Below are 16,361 nucleotides of genomic sequence, written 5' to 3' on the forward strand. Positions count from 1 at the left end.
CCTCGACCCATTTCGACAACTAGTGCTGAGAGGAAGGCCATGACGCCATTGTATGATCGTGACGGTTTCATCTGGCATAACGGTGAATGGCTGGCGTGGCGCGACGCCACCACCCATCTGCTAACCCACACTCTGCATTACGGCATGGGATGCTTCGAGGGCGTGCGGGCCTATGCCGGACCGAATGGCACGCATCTCTTCCGGGTGGCCGAGCATACGCGTCGGCTGTGCGATAGCGCTCACTCCCTGGATATACCGTTACCTTTCAGTGCCGGTCAGCTGATAGATGCGCAACGAGAGTGCCTGGCACGTAATGGCCTGACCAACGCCTACCTGAAGCCCACCGTCTATTTTGGCGCCGAGGGGTTGGGGTTACGGGCCAAGGGACTGACCACCAATGTGATGGTGGCCGCCTGGGATTTGGGGAACTATGTCTCGGCGGCGGCGTCCCGGGAAGGGCTGCGCGCCCTGACCTCTTCCTGGGCGCGCCACCACGTCAACATCAGCCTGTGCCGGGCCAAGACCAACGGACATTACGTCAATTCGATGCTGGCGCTGAATACGGCGATCAAGGCGGGATTCGACGAGACCCTAATGCTCGACCCGGAAGGCTATGTGGCCGAGGCCTCGGCGGCCAATGTCTTCCTGCTGCGTGACGGGGTGCTGCATACCCCGGAGGTCACCTCCTGCCTGCAGGGCATCACCCGTGACAGCGTGATCCGCCTGGCCCGTGAGGTGCTGGGGCTCGAGGTGCAGGAGCGGCGTATTACCCGTGATGAGCTCTATACCGCCGACGAGGCCTTCTTGACCGGCACTGCGGCCGAGCTACTGCCATTGCGTGAGCTGGATGGCCGTCGCATCGGGGCGGCCGGGCGCGAGATCGCCCCTGACTCTGTGACCGCTCAGCTTCAGGGGCTCTATCGTCGCGTTACTCGAGGTGATTTGGGCGAAGATCTTGCGGCCTATCAGGAATGGCTGACGCCTGCTTGATCCTGCAACAAAAACGCCATGGAGCGATGTCGCTCCATGGCGGTATGCTGACCTCCCTGGACACCCTCCGGGTGTCACGGCGTCCTGCTTATCCCTTTGGCACACCCTGTGCCGTCGCGTCCGTGGCGTCTTGTCGACAGTGTCCCTTGTCTTGCTGGCCCGGGATATCGACGGCCTGTCGAACTCCCTTACCAATCACTATAGAGTATGAACACGTTTTGTGACAATTTATTAACCATGTGGTGACATTACGATGACGACTTTGCCAGTCTGAATCCTGATGATCCACTCCGCATCATGCGCTTTTCTGCTAGAATCGCCGCCTTTCGCGTCCTGATACATATCATTCGATGGAAGATAAGGCATGAATGCGGTAATTCTGGCAGTACTCGTCATGGTGGGCCTGTCCCTGGCCCGGGTATCGGTGGTCTTCGCGCTGGTGGTAGGCGCGCTGGTTGGTGGGTTGGTAGGCGGGTTGTCCCTCGACGCCACTTTGGCGGCTTTTAACAATGGGGTAGGTGGTGGCGCCAAGGTGGCACTTGCCTATGCCACGCTGGGGGCGTTTGCAGTGGCAATCTCCCGGTCGGGTCTACCGGATCTGCTGGCGCAGAAGTTGATTCGCTTGCTGGGCCAAGACGCCACCCAGCGTCGTCAGCAGGCAGTCAAGTACATGCTGCTGGGGTCGGTGCTTCTGGTGGCGGTGTCGTCGCAGAACCTGATTCCGGTGCATATCGCCTTTATTCCGATTTTGATTCCACCGCTACTGAAGGTCATGAACCAGCTGCGTCTGGACCGCCGCGCAGTAGCCTGTGCGTTGACCTTTGGCCTCACTGCTCCCTATATGCTGTTGCCGGTCGGGTTCGGGGCCATATTTCTCAATGACATCCTGCTTGCCAATATCAACAGTGCCGGCGAAGCGCTGGGCCTCGAGGTCTCCCGCGGCATGGTGCCATTGGCCATGGGCGTGCCGGTGGCTGGCATGGCACTGGGTCTGGTTGTGGCTATCGCCTTCAGTTATCGCAAGCCTAGGGATTATGCCGACAGTGAGCCGGTCACCAGCCAGCAGCCGCATTACCCACCCCAGGGCGACGGCAGTGCACCCGCGGCCAGCACCACGGGACTTCTGATGTCGGTGGTGGCGATTCTCTCGGCCCTGGCGATTCAGCTCTATAGTGGCTCGATGGTGTTGGGCGGCCTGGTGGGTTTTGCACTGCTCTCTGTGGGCGGCATCTTTAAATGGCGTGAGGCCGATGACCTGTTCACCAGTGGCATGCGTATGATGGCACTGATCGGCTTCATCATGATCTCTGCCTCGGGTTTCGCCGCCGTGATGGAGGCAACCGGTGAGGTTGATAGCCTGGTGCAGAGCTCTTTCGACATGATAGGTGATAATAAAGGGCTGGCTGCGCTGTTGATGCTGGTGGTAGGACTCTTTATTACCCTGGGAATCGGCTCTTCTTTCTCCACGATTCCGATTATCGCCACCATCTTTGTACCGCTGGCCGTGCAATTCGGCTTTTCCGACCTGGCTACCGTTGCGCTCGTCGGTACTGCTGCCGCGTTGGGTGATGCTGGCTCGCCAGCATCAGATTCGACCCTCGGACCCACCTCGGGCCTCAATGTTGACCGCCAGCACGACCACATCTGGGACAGCGTGGTACCGACCTTCCTGCACTACAACATTCCGCTGATTGCCTTCGGCTGGCTGGCGGCGATGAGTCTCTGACGCGATGTTTTGCTTGCGGCTGAGAGGGCGAGAGGCCCGGCCTTTGGCACCGGCAGTATACGTGAATCAGATCAGAACGGCGGCCCACGGGCCGCCGTTATTGGTTTCATCTTCACCGGGTAGCGGGCTTAGCCGGAAATAGCGAGCCCGCCTGCGGCCATAAGGATCACCACGGCCCAGGCGGGGAAACGCCAGACGCTGAGCAGCAGAAAGCCTGTCAGTGCCAGCAGGAATTCAGACGAGCCGTGCACGGCGCTGGTCCAGACCGGTTGATAGAGCGCAATGCCAAGCAGGCCGACCACGGCCGCGTTGGCCCCCCGCATCAGCGCTTGAGCACTGTTCCAACGGCGGAAGCGGTTCCAGTGGGGCAGCACGGCCACCAGTAGCAGCATACCGGGCAAGAAGATCATCGCCAGCGCAAGCGCCGCGCCGAGGAGTGCGCTGCCGCCGGGAGCCATCAGCGCCCCGAGATAGCCCGCGAAGGTGAAGAGCGGGCCGGGGATGGCCTGGGCGGCACCATAGCCGGTCAGGAAGGCATCGGCGCCGATCCATCCCGGCTCCACGACTTCGGCCTCGAGCAGTGGCAACACCACGTGGCCACCACCGAAGACGAGGGCACCTGATCGGTAGAAGGCATCCAGCAACGACAGGATCGGCGAGCTGTTCATCCAGGCCAGCAGGGGCAGTCCGGCCAGCAGAATGATAAAGCTCAATGCCGCGAGCTGGCCGGCACGCGGCGATACGGGCAGCACCAGGTCTTGTGCGTCGGCTTCTGCGTCGGGGCGACATAGCAGGAGGCCGGCGAGGGCGCCGATCAGGATGGCGGTTACCTGTCCTATGGCGCCACCCACCAGCACCACACAGAAGACCGCGCTCAGGGCGATGCCGGTGCGTCGTCGATCCGGGCACAGGCGCCGAGCCATGCCCCATACGGCATGGGCGACGATGGCCACTGCCGTGATCTTGAGACCGTGGATGATCCCTTGGCTGACGGGCCCATCGAGAACCCCGGCCCCCAGTGCGAACAGGGTAAGCACCATGGCCGAGGGAAGCGTGAAGGCTGTCCAGGCGCAGGCCGCGCCCGGCAGGCCCCCACGCATCAGGCCCAGGGCGAAGCCAACCTGACTGCTGGCCGGGCCGGGCAGAAATTGGCACAGCGCTACCAGGTCGGCATAGGCGTGATCAGATAGCCAGCGTCGGCGTTCGACAAACTCGGTGCGAAAGTAGGCCAGGTGGGCCACGGGGCCGCCGAAGGAGGTCAGGCCTAACAACAGGAAAGCGCCAAAGATTTCCTTGGGGCGACCGGCGGCATGGGGTTTGTCGCTCATGTTCAGGGATTCCATCCATCAGAGTGAGCAGCAGGCAGGCATCCCGAGGATGCCTGCCTGCTATATGGGGCAACGCCATGATGCCTCATGGCGTTGACACTCGTGTGTCGGATGCTGCCTTCTTCGATGGCTTGGGGTCAGTCCTGCTCGGTGCCTGGCTCGAGGGCACTCAGTAGGCCGCGCAACAGCGATAGTTCGCGACGGGTGGGCTGGGCGCGAGCGAACAGCGCCTGAAGCTGTGCCTCGGTGCGGGCATGGGGTTGCGTCAGGAAGCCACTGGCCTTCATGACGCGGCCGAGATGCTCGTGGAAGTGGTCGAGCTGATCGCGGCTAGGCAGTTTTTCACCAGACGGCCTTGTGGGGTGGTAGCCGCTTTCCGGCCGGCGTCGCCAGGTGCGATTGACTTCGTAGGCCAGTACCTGCACTGCCTGGGCGAGATTGAGAATACCATAGTCGGGGTTGGCCGGAATGCTGACCTGATGAGTGCAGTGGCCAATTTCGTCATTGGTCAGCCCCGATCGCTCGCGACCGAAAACCAGTGCAACGGGGGCATCGACAGCATGCTCGGTGAGCTCCTTGGCCATCTCGTCCGGCTCATCGAAATGGGGTAGCGGCAGGCTACGCAGTCGGGCGCTTGCGCCTACCACTTGGACGCAGTCGCCGACGGCCTCCTTGAGACTTCCAACAACTCGGGCCGAATCAACCAGATCCTCGGCTCCAGCGGCGAGACGGGTGGCTTCCGGGTCGGGAAAACAGCGCGGGTTGACTAGCACGAGGTCGGTTAGCCCCATGGTTTTCATGGCGCGGGCCGCCTGCCCGATATTGCCGGGGTGGAAGGTCTGGACGAGGATGATTCGAACGTTGGAAAGCATCGCGGTTCTGGTGTTGGGAAAATGGGGCCCCAGTTTACGCGAGCCGGCGGGCTGATGCCTGCCTAGCGCTATTGAGCGGACGCAGGTGTTGGCCGAGACCTGCCAGAGTGAAAAGCCGGCCGCTATAAAAAAGCCCCATCGGCATTAGCCGATGGGGCTTGTACTTAAGGGCTCGGGTATCAGGCCTTGCGCGAGGCAGGGCCTGATCTGAGCACAGGGGCTGGCTTACATCATGCCGCCCATGCCACCCATACCGCCCATGCCACCCATATCGGAGGCACCGCCGGACTCTTGCTCTTCCGGGTCGTCGGCAATCATGCACTCGGTGGTGATCATGAGACCGGCAATGGAACCGGCAGACTGCAGCGCGCTGCGCGTCACCTTGGCCGGATCCAGCACGCCCATTTCGAACAGATCGCCGAATTCACCGGTCTGAGCGTTGTAGCCGAAGTTGCCTTCGCCTTCCTTGACACGGTTCAGGATCACGGACGCTTCCTGACCTGCGTTGGTGACGATCTGACGCAGCGGTGCTTCCATGGCACGCAGGGCGATCTTGATGCCGTGCGTCTGGTCTTCGTTGTCACCCTTGAGTTCCTGCATCATGGTCAGGACACGGACCAGCGCGGTACCGCCACCCGGCACTACGCCTTCTTCAACGGCAGCACGAGTGGAGTGCAAGGCGTCTTCGACGCGAGCTTTCTTCTCTTTCATCTCCACTTCAGTCGCGGCACCGACGCGGATCACGGCGACACCGCCGGCCAGCTTGGCGACACGTTCTTGAAGCTTCTCGCGATCGTAGTCAGAAGAGGATTCCTCAATCTGGGCACGGATCTGACCCACGCGCGCCTCGATGTCGGCCTCTTGTCCGGAGCCATCGATGATGGTGGTGCTTTCCTTGGACATGGTGATGCGCTTGGCGCTACCCAGGTGGTCCAGGTTGGCTTGCTCGAGGCTCATACCGACTTCTTCGGAGATCACGGTGGCGTTAGTCAGGATCGCGATGTCCTGCAGCATAGCCTTGCGACGGTCACCGAAGCCGGGCGCCTTGGCGGCGGCGACCTTGACGATGCCGCGCATGGTGTTGACCACCAGCGTTGCCAGCGCTTCGCCTTCGATGTCTTCGGCGATGATTGCCAGCGGCTTGCCGGCCTTGGCGACGGCCTCGAGAGTCGGCAGAAGCTCACGGATATTGGAGATCTTCTTGTCGACCAGCAGCAGGAACGGGTCTTCCAGTTCCACTGCCATGGCTTCTTGGTTGGTCACGAAGTACGGAGAGAGGTAGCCGCGATCGAACTGCATGCCTTCGACCACTTCCAGCTCGTCTTCCAGGCCACGACCTTCATCAACGGTGATGACACCTTCTTTGCCAACTTTCTGCATGGCATCAGCGATGATTTCGCCGATGTTGGCGTCGCCATTGGCAGAGATAGTGCCGACCTGCGCGATGGACTTCGGCTCGGTGCAGGGCACGGACAGCTCACGTACCTGCTTGACGGCTTCTGTCACGGCCTGGTCGATGCCGCGCTTCAGGTCCATCGGGTTCATGCCGGCGGTTACGCCTTTCATGCCTTCGGTGACGATGGACTGAGCCAACACGGTAGCAGTAGTGGTGCCATCGCCGGCAACGTCAGAGGTCTTGGAAGCCACTTCCTTGACCATCTGTGCGCCCATGTTTTCGAACCGGTCTTTCAGTTCGATTTCCTTGGCGACGGAGACGCCGTCCTTGGTGACGGTCGGCGCACCGTAAGACTTCTCGAGTACGACATTGCGGCCTTTCGGGCCCAGTGTCGCCTTGACGGCGTTGGCGAGTGTGTCAACGCCACGAGACATTTTCTTGCGGGCGTCGTCGGAGAACTTAACCTGTTTCGCTGCCATTGTCGGATATTCCTACTTGATGTTCGTGAAACTTGAGCAAGTACTTACGAGGAAGTGTCTGCGCGCAGAACTTAGCTTTCTACCACAGCGAGGATGTCGCTCTCGCTCATGATCAGGACTTCTTCACCGTCGACCTTCTCTTTCTCGACGCCGAAGCCATCCTTGAAGATAACGGTGTCGCCAATCTTGACGTCCAGTGCGCGGACTTCGCCATTGTCGAGAATCCGGCCATTACCGACGGCAATGATTTCACCGCGCGTTGGCTTTTCCTGGGCGCTGCCCGGAAGCACGATACCGCCAGCAGTTTTCTGTTCTTCTTCCACGCGACGGACGATGACGCGATCGTGCAAGGGACGGATGTTCATTGCTCACGTTCTCCTGAAGTTTACGGTACCAGAGGCGTGCTCTGGTGGGTCGATATCACCTTCGAACCAAGGTTCGAAGCGAAGGCTTGCACCTTCTGTGTCGATGGCGGCCGGGCCTTGGCTCGGCCGCCGAAAAAGGGTGCTGCTCATACCTCTCAGCACTACGCCATGAGTGGGGGCTGGCGGTGGCCTTTCAAGGGCTCATGGATAAAAAAATTCTACTCAGGCCAATGATGTGGCTTAGCGTCTAGGTTCTTCCCGGGAGATGAACTCCCCCTCCAGAGGCGCCTGCTTGTCTGCGTCATGGGAGGCGCTCTCATTATGTGGTGTTTCGCGACGTGTGCCGCTGGCTTCCTCCCAGTCATCGGGCGGTGCGCCTCGTGAGTTGCTGCTCCATGTCCCGCCCATGACCTTGCCTTTGAGGCCAATGTGGGCCAGCAACTTGCCGAGCAAACGCCTGGCATTGGGTATCAGACACATCATGCCGAGGCCATCGGATAAGAAGCCAGGGGCCATCAGCAAGGCTCCGCCGAAGATAAGGGCGGCGCCGGTCATGAGTTCACTGGAGGGAATCTCGCCCTGAGCAAAGCGCTGCTGGGCGCGAGCCAGTGTGGCGGTGCCTTCACGACGTATCAGGTGTAGGCCGATGAAGCCGGTGGCGAGCACCAGCAGCAGGGTGGTCAGCAAGCCGACCTCACTGCCAACAGCGAACAGGATGACGAAATCGAGAAGGGCAAAAAGACTGAAAAACAAAAGAAGTGGCATGATGACTCCGTAATCGGTAACGGATAAATAATGGCGGCGGCATGATCTTTTTCAAGGCTTGCTTCGCGAGCACCCCATTGTACTGGGCCATTAGCGGGTGAGGGTGCGGTGAGAGCGGATTGAGCGCAGAGGGGAAAAGCATGCTAGGTTGGTGATATTGCGCTGCACAATAGCGATGCATCAACTTGGGTCACGCAAGGGGAGTCGATATGCAGATGAAAGGCGCGGTAATTGCTGTTACCGGTGGGGCTCGTGGTTTGGGATTGGCCATGGCGAAACATCTTGGCCAACAGGGCGCACGCTTGGCACTTCTTGATCTGGAGCGGGGCACTCTGGACCATGCTGTCAATATGTTGCTGGATCAGGGCATCGAAGCCCGTGCCTATGAGGTTGACGTGGCAGATGAGGCATCAGTCAGAGAGGCTTTTTCGGCTATCGTCGATGATATGGGGCCGCTCAAGGGGCTGGTTAACAATGCCGGTGTCACGAGGGACGGCTTACTGATCAAGGTTAAGGATGGCAAGGTCGAGAAGGGGTTGAGTCTGAAACAGTGGCAGCAGGTCATCGATGTCAATCTGACCGGTGTCTTTCTCTGTGGTCAGGAAGCCTCTTTGCGGATGGTCGAGGCCGGCGAAAGTGGGGTGATCGTCAATATCTCCAGTATTTCGCGGTCCGGCAACATGGGGCAAAGCAACTATTCGGCTGCCAAGGCGGGCGTGGCCTCGCTGACGGTAACCTGGGCCAAGGAGCTGGCTCGTCATGGCATTCGCGTGGGGGCGGTGGCACCGGGTTTCATCGAAACCGAAATGACCGCCTCTATCCGTCCGGATGTTCTCGAAAAGATCACCAAGGGCATTCCGCTGGGTAAGCTGGGGCTGCCCGAGGATATCGCCCACAGCGTGGCCTATATATTTGCCAATGACTACTTCAGCGGGCGGGTCATCGAGTGTGACGGAGGTTTGCGTGTCTAGCATCGACGAGGTGAAGTCAAAGGCGACAGGATTAACCTTGCATGCAGGCTAACAGAACGCCGGGCTAATGCCCGGCGTTCTGCCGATGATGGCAAGAGATTGATGGGCAGTGCTGTTGAAGCTCTACTGGCCCTGTGTTCTTCAAAAAAGGCTTGTTCTGGAGCGTGAATGAAGGTGTTAGAAGGTCAGGCGATCACGCATGCCGTTGACTGTGGCTTCTCCGATACCGCTTACGCGGATGAGCTCATCGGCACTGCTGTAGTCGCCGTTAGCTTCACGGTCGGCGACGATATCGTCAGCGCGTGCAGAGCCGATGCCGGGAAGTGTTTCTAGTTGCTCGGCGCTAGCCGTATTGATGTTAATGGGGGATTGAGTCGAGGTGTCCTGAGCGAGGACCGGCAGAGTGGCGATGAGCAAGCAGGAAAGGACAATGATCTGGCTGAGACGTTGCATGGGCGATTTCTCCGCTGTCTGTGTTGATCGACACTCCATGTGTCCCAATCAAGCCTAGTCATTCCCCTGGATGGGAGCTGTCAGTGATTGCCGACCCTATAGGTGAGAGACTTCTGATATTTTTGCCTATGGTGCCAAACGCCTAAACCTTGACGGCCGTCTAAGTGAAAGGCCCTGCAGACAATGTCTGGCTGGTATACTGCGCGCGAATTCTTGCTGCCCGGAGTGCCCGTCCAATGTCATCCATGTCCCCGCTGATCATTGCCCTCGATTACCCTTCTCTGGATGCCGCCCTGTGCATGGCCGATCAGCTCGATCCGGCTAGGTGCCGCGTCAAGGTCGGCAAGGAGCTTTTCACCCGCAGTGGGCCGGATGTTATCGAAGCCCTGCACGGTCGCGGCTTTGAGGTGTTCCTGGATCTCAAGTTCCATGATATTCCCCATACCGTTGCCGGTGCGGTGCAGGCGGCAGCAGAGCAGGGCGTGTGGATGGTCAACGTCCACGCTAGTGGTGGGCGACGCATGATGGAGGCAGCTCGAGAGCGCCTGGATCGCCAATCACTGTCGACACATTTGATTGCGGTGACCGTACTCACCAGTATGAGCGAGGGCGACTTAGCCGATGTCGGTCTCTCGGGGTCACCGGCCGAACAGGTCTCTCGGTTGGCGAGTCTCGCCAAAGACAGCGGCATGGACGGTGTCGTGTGCTCGGCGCAGGAAGCTAGGGGGCTTCGCGATCTGTGCGGTGAGGATTTCTTGAAAGTGACGCCGGGCATTCGCCCAGCTTCTGCGCTGGCGGATGACCAGCGCCGGGTGCTGACACCTGGCGATGCCATGTCTGCTGGCAGTACCCATCTGGTCGTGGGTCGGCCAGTGACTCAGGCGGCTGACCCCATGGCGGCGCTTGCGTCTATCGAGAGCGAACTCTCAGGCTAGCCTAATCGCTTTTTCGGCCCATCACTGGCCGGGTAGTGCCCCACTGTCGGCAGCTGGGGCATTGCCAATGCAATTCGGTTCCTGAGAATCCACACTGCCCACAGCGAAAACGGGGGCGTGCGTCGAGCAAGGTGCGAGTATGCTCATTGAGCGGTGCGAGAACGCGTTGCTCTTCAGAGCTCGCATTCTGTCGATAGAGGTGAATCAGGTAATCGAGCCCACGCAAACTGGGTGTGCGTGCCATCTCTTCTTGAAGTAGGTCAGCGGCTTCAAGGTGACCTGCTCGACGTTGCACGGACTCGGCGAGCATGATGACAGTGGCTGTCATCGGCACCTTCTCATTCATCTCCTTGAGTGCCTTTTCTAAGCCTTCCTCGTCGTTCAGTAGTCGGTATGCATCGCGTAGCGGCTCAAGAATGAGAGCAGCACTGCCAGGATCCTGGCCGGGGATGCGTTTTAGCAGTTTGAGTTCGGCCTTGTAGTGGCCAGTGTCGTGTTCCATGCGGGCCAGTAAGAGGGTGGCTCTAATGCAGTGATGGTCTATGTTGAGTGCCTGGCGCAGCTTCTTGCGGGCGAGAGACGGGCTGGCTGAGTCGAGATCTCGTTCGGCGAGCTCGCAAAGCCAGTGCGCGGCAGCCCGCTTAATATTGTCGTATTGCCGTATCAATCCGGGCTGAGAAACGTCCAGGGCAGCCTGCCATTCTTTCTCGCGTTCCAGAAGGTCGACCAGCAGAAGCTTAGCCTGCTGGCGCTGGCTATCGTCACTGCTCTCGTGGATCAGGTTTTCGAGGAGTTTCTCGGCTCGGTCGAGCAGCCCAAGGTTGAGGAAGTCGCGAGCAAGCTCGATCTGCACCAGGCTGCCCTGAGCAGGCGTGAGCGCGGGGCGAGCCAGAAGGTTTTGATGAACCTTGACGGCGCGGTCTGCTTCCCCACGTGAGCGAAAGAGGTTGCCAAGGGCAATATGGGTCTCAATGGTATCGCTATTAACCTCGAGTGCCGCCACGAAGGTTTCGATGGCTCGGTCGGGCTGCTCATTGAGCAGGTAGTTGAGCCCCACGAAGTAATCCCGGGACAGCATATGCTGGCCCGGTTGGTCGTCAGTGGCCTGACGCTCACGTCGGCCTAGCCACCAGCCAATGGCAACTGCTGCCAACAGCAAGGCCAGTAGCAGGAGGTCATACATTTAGGCGACTTCCTTGATCTCCTGGATCCGCAGGCGATCGAGCTCCTTGCGTTGCTGCTGGTTGTGGCGCTGGGCGCGGGTCAGCAGGGTGCGAAGTCGCAGATAGACCCCGGTCATGGCGAGCATGCCCAGCAGTACACCAGCCGCCAGGGAACCCAGTAACCATAGCGACAAGGACGCGGGCGGAAGCTCCGTCCAGATAAGGTTCAGGGGCACGCTCTGCTGATTGTTGACGGCAAACAGGATGCCGACCAGCAACACCAGCAGCAGAATTATTGCCAGGAAAACGCCTTTTAGCCAACGCATGGTAGTGTCCTTTGTGAAGCCAACAAGTGGCGGATGTGCGAGCCGCTATCTTAATAGCCAAGCGCTCGGCTGGCATTGACCTGTTCGCGAAGCTCCTTGCCCGGCTTGAAATGAGGCACGAACTTTCCCTCGAGCTCGACGGGATCGCCGGTCTTGGGATTGCGACCTGTTCTGGGCTCACGATAGTGCAACGAGAAGCTGCCAAAGCCGCGTATCTCCACGCGACCGCCCTCTGACAAGGCATCGGTGACATCGTCGAGGATGATGCGGACAGCAGCTTCCACATCTTTCACTGACAGCTCGGGCTGTCGCATGGCTATCTGTTCTATCAGCTCGGATTTGGTCATCGACTTACTCCGTACAGTGGTGCCAGCAGATTGGCAACATCTCGGCAGTGTTGTTTAATTCAGCATACTGTGCAAACCGAGATAAAACAACGAACTAGCATGATGCTTACTTGTTGCAAACGGTCCAAGTCTCGGACCCCATGGCGCCGAGCGGTGCCAGGCGTATACTGTTCCCACATTCCAACAGAGTTTCGAGGCTGACCTTGAACGAACAGCAAACTGTCGACGATATCGACCGCAAGCGGCTCTACTGGCATTCCCGGCGTGGTATGTGGGAGCTTGATTTACTGTTGATCCCTTTCCTGGAGCATCGCTTCGATGCGCTGGATGATGCTGACAAGCAAACCTATCGTGATTTGATTGATGAGGAAGATCAGGATCTTTTTGCCTGGCTGATGCGCCGAGAGTGGCCGCTTGAGCCTCAGCGCCGCCGTGTGGTGCAGATGATTGTGGATTATGCCGAAACCACCGGTAACGATCAGTATCGTACCCTCTAGTCTGGCCTTTGGGTTCCATTTGGGCGTAGCCCTTGGAGTCCTACTGGTCAGTATGGCCTATGCGCTGCCGTGGCTTTCTGCCACGGCAGCGCTGTGTCTGGGGCTTGTCGTATGGCGATATGCGCGCCGTCGAAATGAGCGTTGGCGGCTACGTTTTGTCGAGCAAGGCGAGACGGGTGGCGAGTGGCAGGTTCAACGGCGCGCTGACACCGAGTGGCGGCCATGCTCGCTTGGTTGTGAGTATCTCGGTCCTTGGCTTGTGGGGCTACGCCTCGCCAAGGAGCCGCTCTGGCTTTGGCCGGACAGCCTGAGCAAAGAGGAGGGGCGCGCCCTGCGCAGGCTGCTGTTGGCGGGCAAAGCGAGTACCCCGTAGCGCTTGATATAAATATTCAAGCGGTATCGGTCTCCCCTTCATCGCGCCCTGGTCTGCGTATATGGCTTGCGCTTCTTTATATGGTGCCTCTTCTATAGTGACATTAGCCTTTCCAGTGATCCGGCAAATGCACCTTTGAAGGACGTGCTGGTCCCTGATTGTGTTGTTTGTGATCGCGGTTGAAATGCAGGCCGCGAGACTCTTCACGCTCTCGAGCCGCCTTCACGGTCACGCCAGCTATCCTGACGGCATGCCATAGGCTTGCCAGGTGTCTGCACGGTGCATGGGTTTGCCAGAGTTTGCCGCTTTCCTCGGTGAGTCGGGAGATGTCTGTTGCGGCATGCTCGAGTCCAGCATTGTCACGCACGATGCCGACTCGGCGGCTCATTACCTCACGCAAGGTCCGGAATAACGAGGCAATGTGGTCTTGAGACGCCTGTGGGCGGGCATCAGGATGCAAGCAGGCGGTATTCGAGCACGCGGTTGTCGAGGGCTTTCTAAGCACGTCAGCGGCGGCTCGTGCAAAGACCAGGCACTCGAGCAGTGAGTTGCTGGCCATGCGGTTGGCGCCATGCAGGCCGGTACATGCTACCTCGCCGATAGCGAAAAGCCCCGCGACGTTAGTGCGTCCTGAAAGGTCAGTGGCAACGCCGCCACAGCTGTAGTGGGCAGCAGGCACCACTGGAATCGGCTGTCGGGTGATGTCGATTCCCCGCCGCAAGCAGTGGGCATGAATGGTCGGAAAGTGTGCTTGGATCGCGGCCGACGGCAGGTGGCTGATATCCAGCAGGACATGGCTGGCCCCCGTGGCCTGCATCCGGGCATCGATAGCGCGTGCCACGATGTCCCTTGGGGCCAGTTCGGCGCGTGGGTCGATATCCGGCATGAAGCGGTGACCATCAAGAGTTGTAAGGATGCCACCCTCACCGCGTACCGCTTCACTGATGAGAAAGGGCGTGCCCTCAGGGTCGTACAGGCAGGTGGGATGGAACTGCTGGAACTCCAGGTTCATCAGCTCTGCGCCGAGTTCAGCTGCCATGGCCATGCCTTCACCGCAGGCCGGTAGTGGGCTCGTGGTGTGGCGCCAGAGGCCACTGGCGCCACCGGTGGCGAGCACTGTCTCCGCGGCTAGGATGTCCTCGAGATGCTCCGCTCGATCGAGACAGCGTGCGCCGCAACAGGCGCCGTTGCCATCATTAAGCAGGCTTATAGCGCTAAGGTCATCGCGCAGTGTAATGGCGGGGTGGCGGCGGGCATGCTCAAGCAGTGTATCGATCAGTGCCTGGCCTGTAGCGTCGGCGGCATGGATGATGCGCCTGGCGCCGTGTCCGCCTTCCCGGGTCAGGTGATAGGGATAAGGCGCGTCTTCTGTGGCATCCGGCGTAAAGGGCACGCCGAGCGACAGAAGCCATTCGATAGCGCTTCGGCCATGCTCAACGGTAAAGCGCACCGCGTCCTCGTCACATAGATTGTCGCCGGCGACCAAGGTGTCCTGGATGTGGTCATTGACGTTGTCCTGAGGAGAAAGCACGGCAGCGATGCCGCCCTGGGCCCAGCGGCTTGCACCGTGGTCATCGCTTGCCGGGCGCAGCAGCGTGACCGGACGACTGTCGGCCAGTTCCAATGCCAGCGCCAAGCCGGCTGCGCCGCCGCCTAGAATAAGCACGTCCTGTCGGTGCGAATCACGCCTCATGAGTTCGGGTCTCGCTGGTTATGGTCGTCTGGGAAGGGAGAGTGTGTGCTCAGCACGTGGTGCTGTGCGCGCTTGCGCAGCCGTTGACTGGGCAAGCGTTGTAGGTCGCTGAGGGTGTCGACCAACTCCTGGGTAAGCCGAGCCAGCTCGCGATTAAGCCATAGATAGCCGGCTGGACTGAACAGAGCCCGGCCGCTTGAGGCCGTTGCCTGTCGAGCGCTGGTCGAATAGCGTGCAAGGTCGAAGGGTGTTAGTTCGACGTCGATAGGCTGGCCTGTACGAACCTGGAAGGCTATGGTGCCTAGGTCGCGAGCCAGGCAATGTTGTCGGTCGCGCAGTCCCTCCATGGCGGCAATATGGTCGTGGCCGTCACGTGTGGTCCAGTGAGTCTCGAGCAATAGCTCGATGGTCGAGAGCATTCGGCGTTCGAGTGAGATGATGGTATCGAGTTCATCTCGTGTAAGGCGCCTCTCGCGGTGAATGGCATCCACCAGCCCACGTTGTTTGATCATCAGACTGCTCGATGCTTTCAGCAGTGGCTGGGTGTCGAGATCGGGAGAGCCGGTGGAGCTCGTGTGGGCATGGTATAGCCTGGCGAGCTTATCCAGGGTCTCGGCGAGTACGAAGCGCTGCACATCGGTCGCTTTCTGGGGCATAACAAAGGCGGTGACCAGGATCCCGATCAAGGTGCCAACCAGTACATTGAACGAACGCCATAGCGCGGTACCCAGCTCTTGGGTGCCATCGCCTACTACCAACAGGAGACTGATCGCGAACATCAACCCGCTGTAGCCATGACGGCCCTTGAAGGTAACAAAGGTTGCAGCGGCAATGCCGGCCAGCGTCCATACCGGTACTACTAGCGGTGGCGTATTGGGAACCAGCGTAATGATAATGCCCCAGGTAGCGCCTAGCAGAGTGCCGATCAATCGCTGGCGGCCCTTGTCGAGCACACCGCCGATGTGAGGCAAGTTGCCCATCACCATCACGGTGCTGACCAGTGCCCAGCTGGCGTGAGGAATCGTGAACACCTCAATCAGCCCGAAGGTGATGGCCAATGCCAGCGTGACCCGCATCACATGTAGCAGATGACGGTTACGATAGTTGATGTACGGATCGCGTAGGCGCGGAAAAAGCATAGGGGTGTACTTGCTGGTGGGGCCGATTCCAAGGCGAAACTGGGGGTGTTGGGGCGTGCGCGACACTCTCTATCCAAAGCAGTATCGATCGCCCATCACCAATAGGATGTCAGGGTATCATGGGGCCTGGTGGCATGGCAGGCGCTATTGATTGGGCGGCATCTGTGCAAGCGGTCAAGTGACTAGGGCAATCGTTCTGAGGTCGGTGACCAATATTAAGGGCTTGGTCAGTGCTGATTAGAGTCACGGGGGCAAGCGGCAGGGAGGTTGCTGAGGATCCACGATCAAAAGGCGATCATGCATTGAGGCAACAAGCGGTCAGTTTATGTAACTGATTGGTTTACTTGGTGCCCGGAGCCGGGCTCGAACCGGCACGGTGTTACCACCGAGAGATTTTAAGTCTCTTGCGTCTACCAATTTCGCCATCCGGGCGGGAGGTTCGAGCGGAGCAAATAGGAGTGGAGGCTGGAGTCGGAATCGAACCGGCGTTAACGGAGTTGCAGTCCGCTGCATCACCACTCTGCCATCCAGCCTCACTGAGTC

At 59.6% G+C, this 16,361-nt stretch carries 17 protein-coding genes and 2 tRNA genes; 6 read left to right on the top strand and 13 right to left on the bottom strand.

Annotated features, from left to right (window positions below):
- Positions 1-39 precede the first annotated feature (39 nt).
- Positions 40-990: a branched-chain amino acid transaminase gene (locus tag ETC27_RS07090; protein ID WP_136254316.1), complete on the top strand. Its 951-nt coding sequence runs from the start codon at positions 40-42 to the stop codon at positions 988-990.
- 364 nt (positions 991-1,354) lie between these two features.
- Positions 1,355-2,716 (top strand): Na+/H+ antiporter family protein, encoded by a 1,362-nt coding sequence (locus ETC27_RS07095; RefSeq protein WP_136254317.1) that lies wholly within the window; start codon positions 1,355-1,357, stop codon positions 2,714-2,716.
- Between the two features lie 128 nt (positions 2,717-2,844).
- On the opposite strand, the gene chrA is transcribed toward ETC27_RS07095, so the two are convergent.
- The 5 genes from chrA to ETC27_RS07120 form a co-directional block, all read right to left on the bottom strand.
- Positions 2,845-4,044, bottom strand: a complete 1,200-nt coding sequence (gene chrA / locus ETC27_RS07100) for a chromate efflux transporter (protein ID WP_136254318.1) — start codon at positions 4,042-4,044, stop codon at positions 2,845-2,847.
- 137 nt (positions 4,045-4,181) lie between these two features.
- Entirely contained in the window at positions 4,182-4,916 is a 735-nt protein-coding gene (locus ETC27_RS07105) for an RNA methyltransferase (protein WP_136254319.1), read from the bottom strand.
- Positions 4,917-5,141: 225 nt separating this feature from the next.
- Complete coding sequence (gene groL / locus ETC27_RS07110) at positions 5,142-6,791, bottom strand: chaperonin GroEL (protein WP_136254320.1); 1,650 nt, start codon at positions 6,789-6,791, stop codon at positions 5,142-5,144.
- A gap of 71 nt (positions 6,792-6,862) precedes the next feature.
- Complete coding sequence (locus ETC27_RS07115; RefSeq protein WP_136254321.1) at positions 6,863-7,156, bottom strand: co-chaperone GroES; 294 nt, start codon at positions 7,154-7,156, stop codon at positions 6,863-6,865.
- A 240-nt stretch (positions 7,157-7,396) separates the two neighbouring features.
- Positions 7,397-7,921: an FxsA family protein gene (locus ETC27_RS07120; RefSeq protein ID WP_136254322.1), complete on the bottom strand. Its 525-nt coding sequence runs from the start codon at positions 7,919-7,921 to the stop codon at positions 7,397-7,399.
- A 209-nt stretch (positions 7,922-8,130) separates the two neighbouring features.
- Here ETC27_RS07120 and ETC27_RS07125 point away from each other — a divergent pair, with 209 nt between their 5' ends.
- On the top strand, positions 8,131-8,892 hold the full coding sequence (locus tag ETC27_RS07125) for an SDR family oxidoreductase (RefSeq protein WP_136254323.1): 762 nt from the start codon (positions 8,131-8,133) through the stop codon (positions 8,890-8,892).
- Between the two features lie 177 nt (positions 8,893-9,069).
- Here ETC27_RS07125 and ETC27_RS07130 read toward each other — a convergent pair whose 3' ends face one another.
- Positions 9,070-9,345 (bottom strand): ComEA family DNA-binding protein, encoded by a 276-nt coding sequence (locus ETC27_RS07130; protein ID WP_136254324.1) that lies wholly within the window; start codon positions 9,343-9,345, stop codon positions 9,070-9,072.
- A gap of 236 nt (positions 9,346-9,581) precedes the next feature.
- On the opposite strand from ETC27_RS07130, the gene pyrF reads away from it, so the two are divergent.
- Entirely contained in the window at positions 9,582-10,280 is a 699-nt protein-coding gene (gene pyrF / locus ETC27_RS07135; protein ID WP_136254325.1) for an orotidine-5'-phosphate decarboxylase, read from the top strand.
- Position 10,281: 1 nt separating this feature from the next.
- Here the strand turns inward: pyrF and lapB are convergent, their stop codons facing one another.
- The 3 genes from lapB to ETC27_RS07150 are packed head-to-tail and all read right to left on the bottom strand — an operon-like array spanning position 10,282 to position 12,164.
- Entirely contained in the window at positions 10,282-11,463 is a 1,182-nt protein-coding gene (gene lapB, locus ETC27_RS07140) for a lipopolysaccharide assembly protein LapB (RefSeq protein WP_136254326.1), read from the bottom strand.
- Entirely contained in the window at positions 11,464-11,769 is a 306-nt protein-coding gene (locus ETC27_RS07145) for a lipopolysaccharide assembly protein LapA domain-containing protein (RefSeq protein ID WP_136254327.1), read from the bottom strand.
- Between the two features lie 50 nt (positions 11,770-11,819).
- Positions 11,820-12,164, bottom strand: a complete 345-nt coding sequence (locus ETC27_RS07150) for an integration host factor subunit beta (protein ID WP_276605693.1) — start codon at positions 12,162-12,164, stop codon at positions 11,820-11,822.
- Positions 12,165-12,319: 155 nt separating this feature from the next.
- Here ETC27_RS07150 and ETC27_RS17545 point away from each other — a divergent pair, with 155 nt between their 5' ends.
- Both ETC27_RS17545 and ETC27_RS07160 read left to right on the top strand, forming a co-directional pair.
- A complete protein-coding gene (locus ETC27_RS17545; RefSeq protein WP_276605689.1) occupies positions 12,320-12,613 on the top strand; it encodes an FAD assembly factor SdhE in 294 nt (97 codons plus the stop codon).
- Positions 12,573-12,986 carry a protein YgfX gene (locus ETC27_RS07160; protein WP_306462162.1) on the top strand — a complete coding sequence of 138 codons (414 nt, stop codon included), beginning with the start codon at positions 12,573-12,575 and terminating at the stop codon, positions 12,984-12,986. The genes ETC27_RS17545 and ETC27_RS07160 overlap by 41 nt, the downstream gene beginning before the upstream one ends.
- 103 nt (positions 12,987-13,089) lie before the next feature.
- On the opposite strand, the gene nadB is transcribed toward ETC27_RS07160, so the two are convergent.
- The 4 genes from nadB to ETC27_RS07180 form a co-directional block, all read right to left on the bottom strand.
- Positions 13,090-14,679, bottom strand: coding sequence for an L-aspartate oxidase (nadB, locus tag ETC27_RS07165; RefSeq protein WP_136254330.1), 1,590 nt, complete (start codon positions 14,677-14,679; stop codon positions 13,090-13,092).
- Entirely contained in the window at positions 14,676-15,884 is a 1,209-nt protein-coding gene (locus ETC27_RS07170) for an FUSC family protein (RefSeq protein WP_240724841.1), read from the bottom strand. The genes nadB and ETC27_RS07170 overlap by 4 nt, the downstream gene beginning before the upstream one ends.
- Positions 15,885-16,163: 279 nt before the next feature.
- Positions 16,164-16,250: transfer RNA gene (locus ETC27_RS07175), tRNA-Leu, on the bottom strand.
- Positions 16,251-16,277: 27 nt separating this feature from the next.
- Positions 16,278-16,351, bottom strand: a tRNA-Cys gene (locus tag ETC27_RS07180).
- Between the last annotated feature and the right edge of the window lie 10 nt (positions 16,352-16,361).

This window comes from Onishia niordana, from assembly GCF_004798965.1.
GTDB classification, from domain to species: Bacteria; Pseudomonadota; Gammaproteobacteria; order Pseudomonadales; family Halomonadaceae; genus Onishia; species Onishia niordana.

Excerpts from the sequence above, each read along its gene's own strand:
- ETC27_RS07090 (WP_136254316.1), top strand. The coding sequence starts at position 40 with ATGACGCCATTGTATGATCGTGACGGTTTCATCTGGCATAACGGTGAA.
- ETC27_RS07095 (WP_136254317.1), top strand. The coding sequence starts at position 1,355 with ATGAATGCGGTAATTCTGGCAGTACTCGTCATGGTGGGCCTGTCCCTG.
- chrA (WP_136254318.1), bottom strand. The coding sequence starts at position 4,044 with ATGAGCGACAAACCCCATGCCGCCGGTCGCCCCAAGGAAATCTTTGGC.
- ETC27_RS07105 (WP_136254319.1), bottom strand. The coding sequence starts at position 4,916 with ATGCTTTCCAACGTTCGAATCATCCTCGTCCAGACCTTCCACCCCGGC.
- groL (WP_136254320.1), bottom strand. The coding sequence starts at position 6,791 with ATGGCAGCGAAACAGGTTAAGTTCTCCGACGACGCCCGCAAGAAAATG.
- ETC27_RS07115 (WP_136254321.1), bottom strand. The coding sequence starts at position 7,156 with ATGAACATCCGTCCCTTGCACGATCGCGTCATCGTCCGTCGCGTGGAA.
- ETC27_RS07120 (WP_136254322.1), bottom strand. The coding sequence starts at position 7,921 with ATGCCACTTCTTTTGTTTTTCAGTCTTTTTGCCCTTCTCGATTTCGTC.
- ETC27_RS07125 (WP_136254323.1), top strand. The coding sequence starts at position 8,131 with ATGCAGATGAAAGGCGCGGTAATTGCTGTTACCGGTGGGGCTCGTGGT.
- ETC27_RS07130 (WP_136254324.1), bottom strand. The coding sequence starts at position 9,345 with ATGCAACGTCTCAGCCAGATCATTGTCCTTTCCTGCTTGCTCATCGCC.
- pyrF (WP_136254325.1), top strand. The coding sequence starts at position 9,582 with ATGTCATCCATGTCCCCGCTGATCATTGCCCTCGATTACCCTTCTCTG.
- lapB (WP_136254326.1), bottom strand. The coding sequence starts at position 11,463 with ATGTATGACCTCCTGCTACTGGCCTTGCTGTTGGCAGCAGTTGCCATT.
- ETC27_RS07145 (WP_136254327.1), bottom strand. The coding sequence starts at position 11,769 with ATGCGTTGGCTAAAAGGCGTTTTCCTGGCAATAATTCTGCTGCTGGTG.
- ETC27_RS07160 (WP_306462162.1), top strand. The coding sequence starts at position 12,573 with ATGCCGAAACCACCGGTAACGATCAGTATCGTACCCTCTAGTCTGGCC.
- nadB (WP_136254330.1), bottom strand. The coding sequence starts at position 14,679 with ATGAGGCGTGATTCGCACCGACAGGACGTGCTTATTCTAGGCGGCGGC.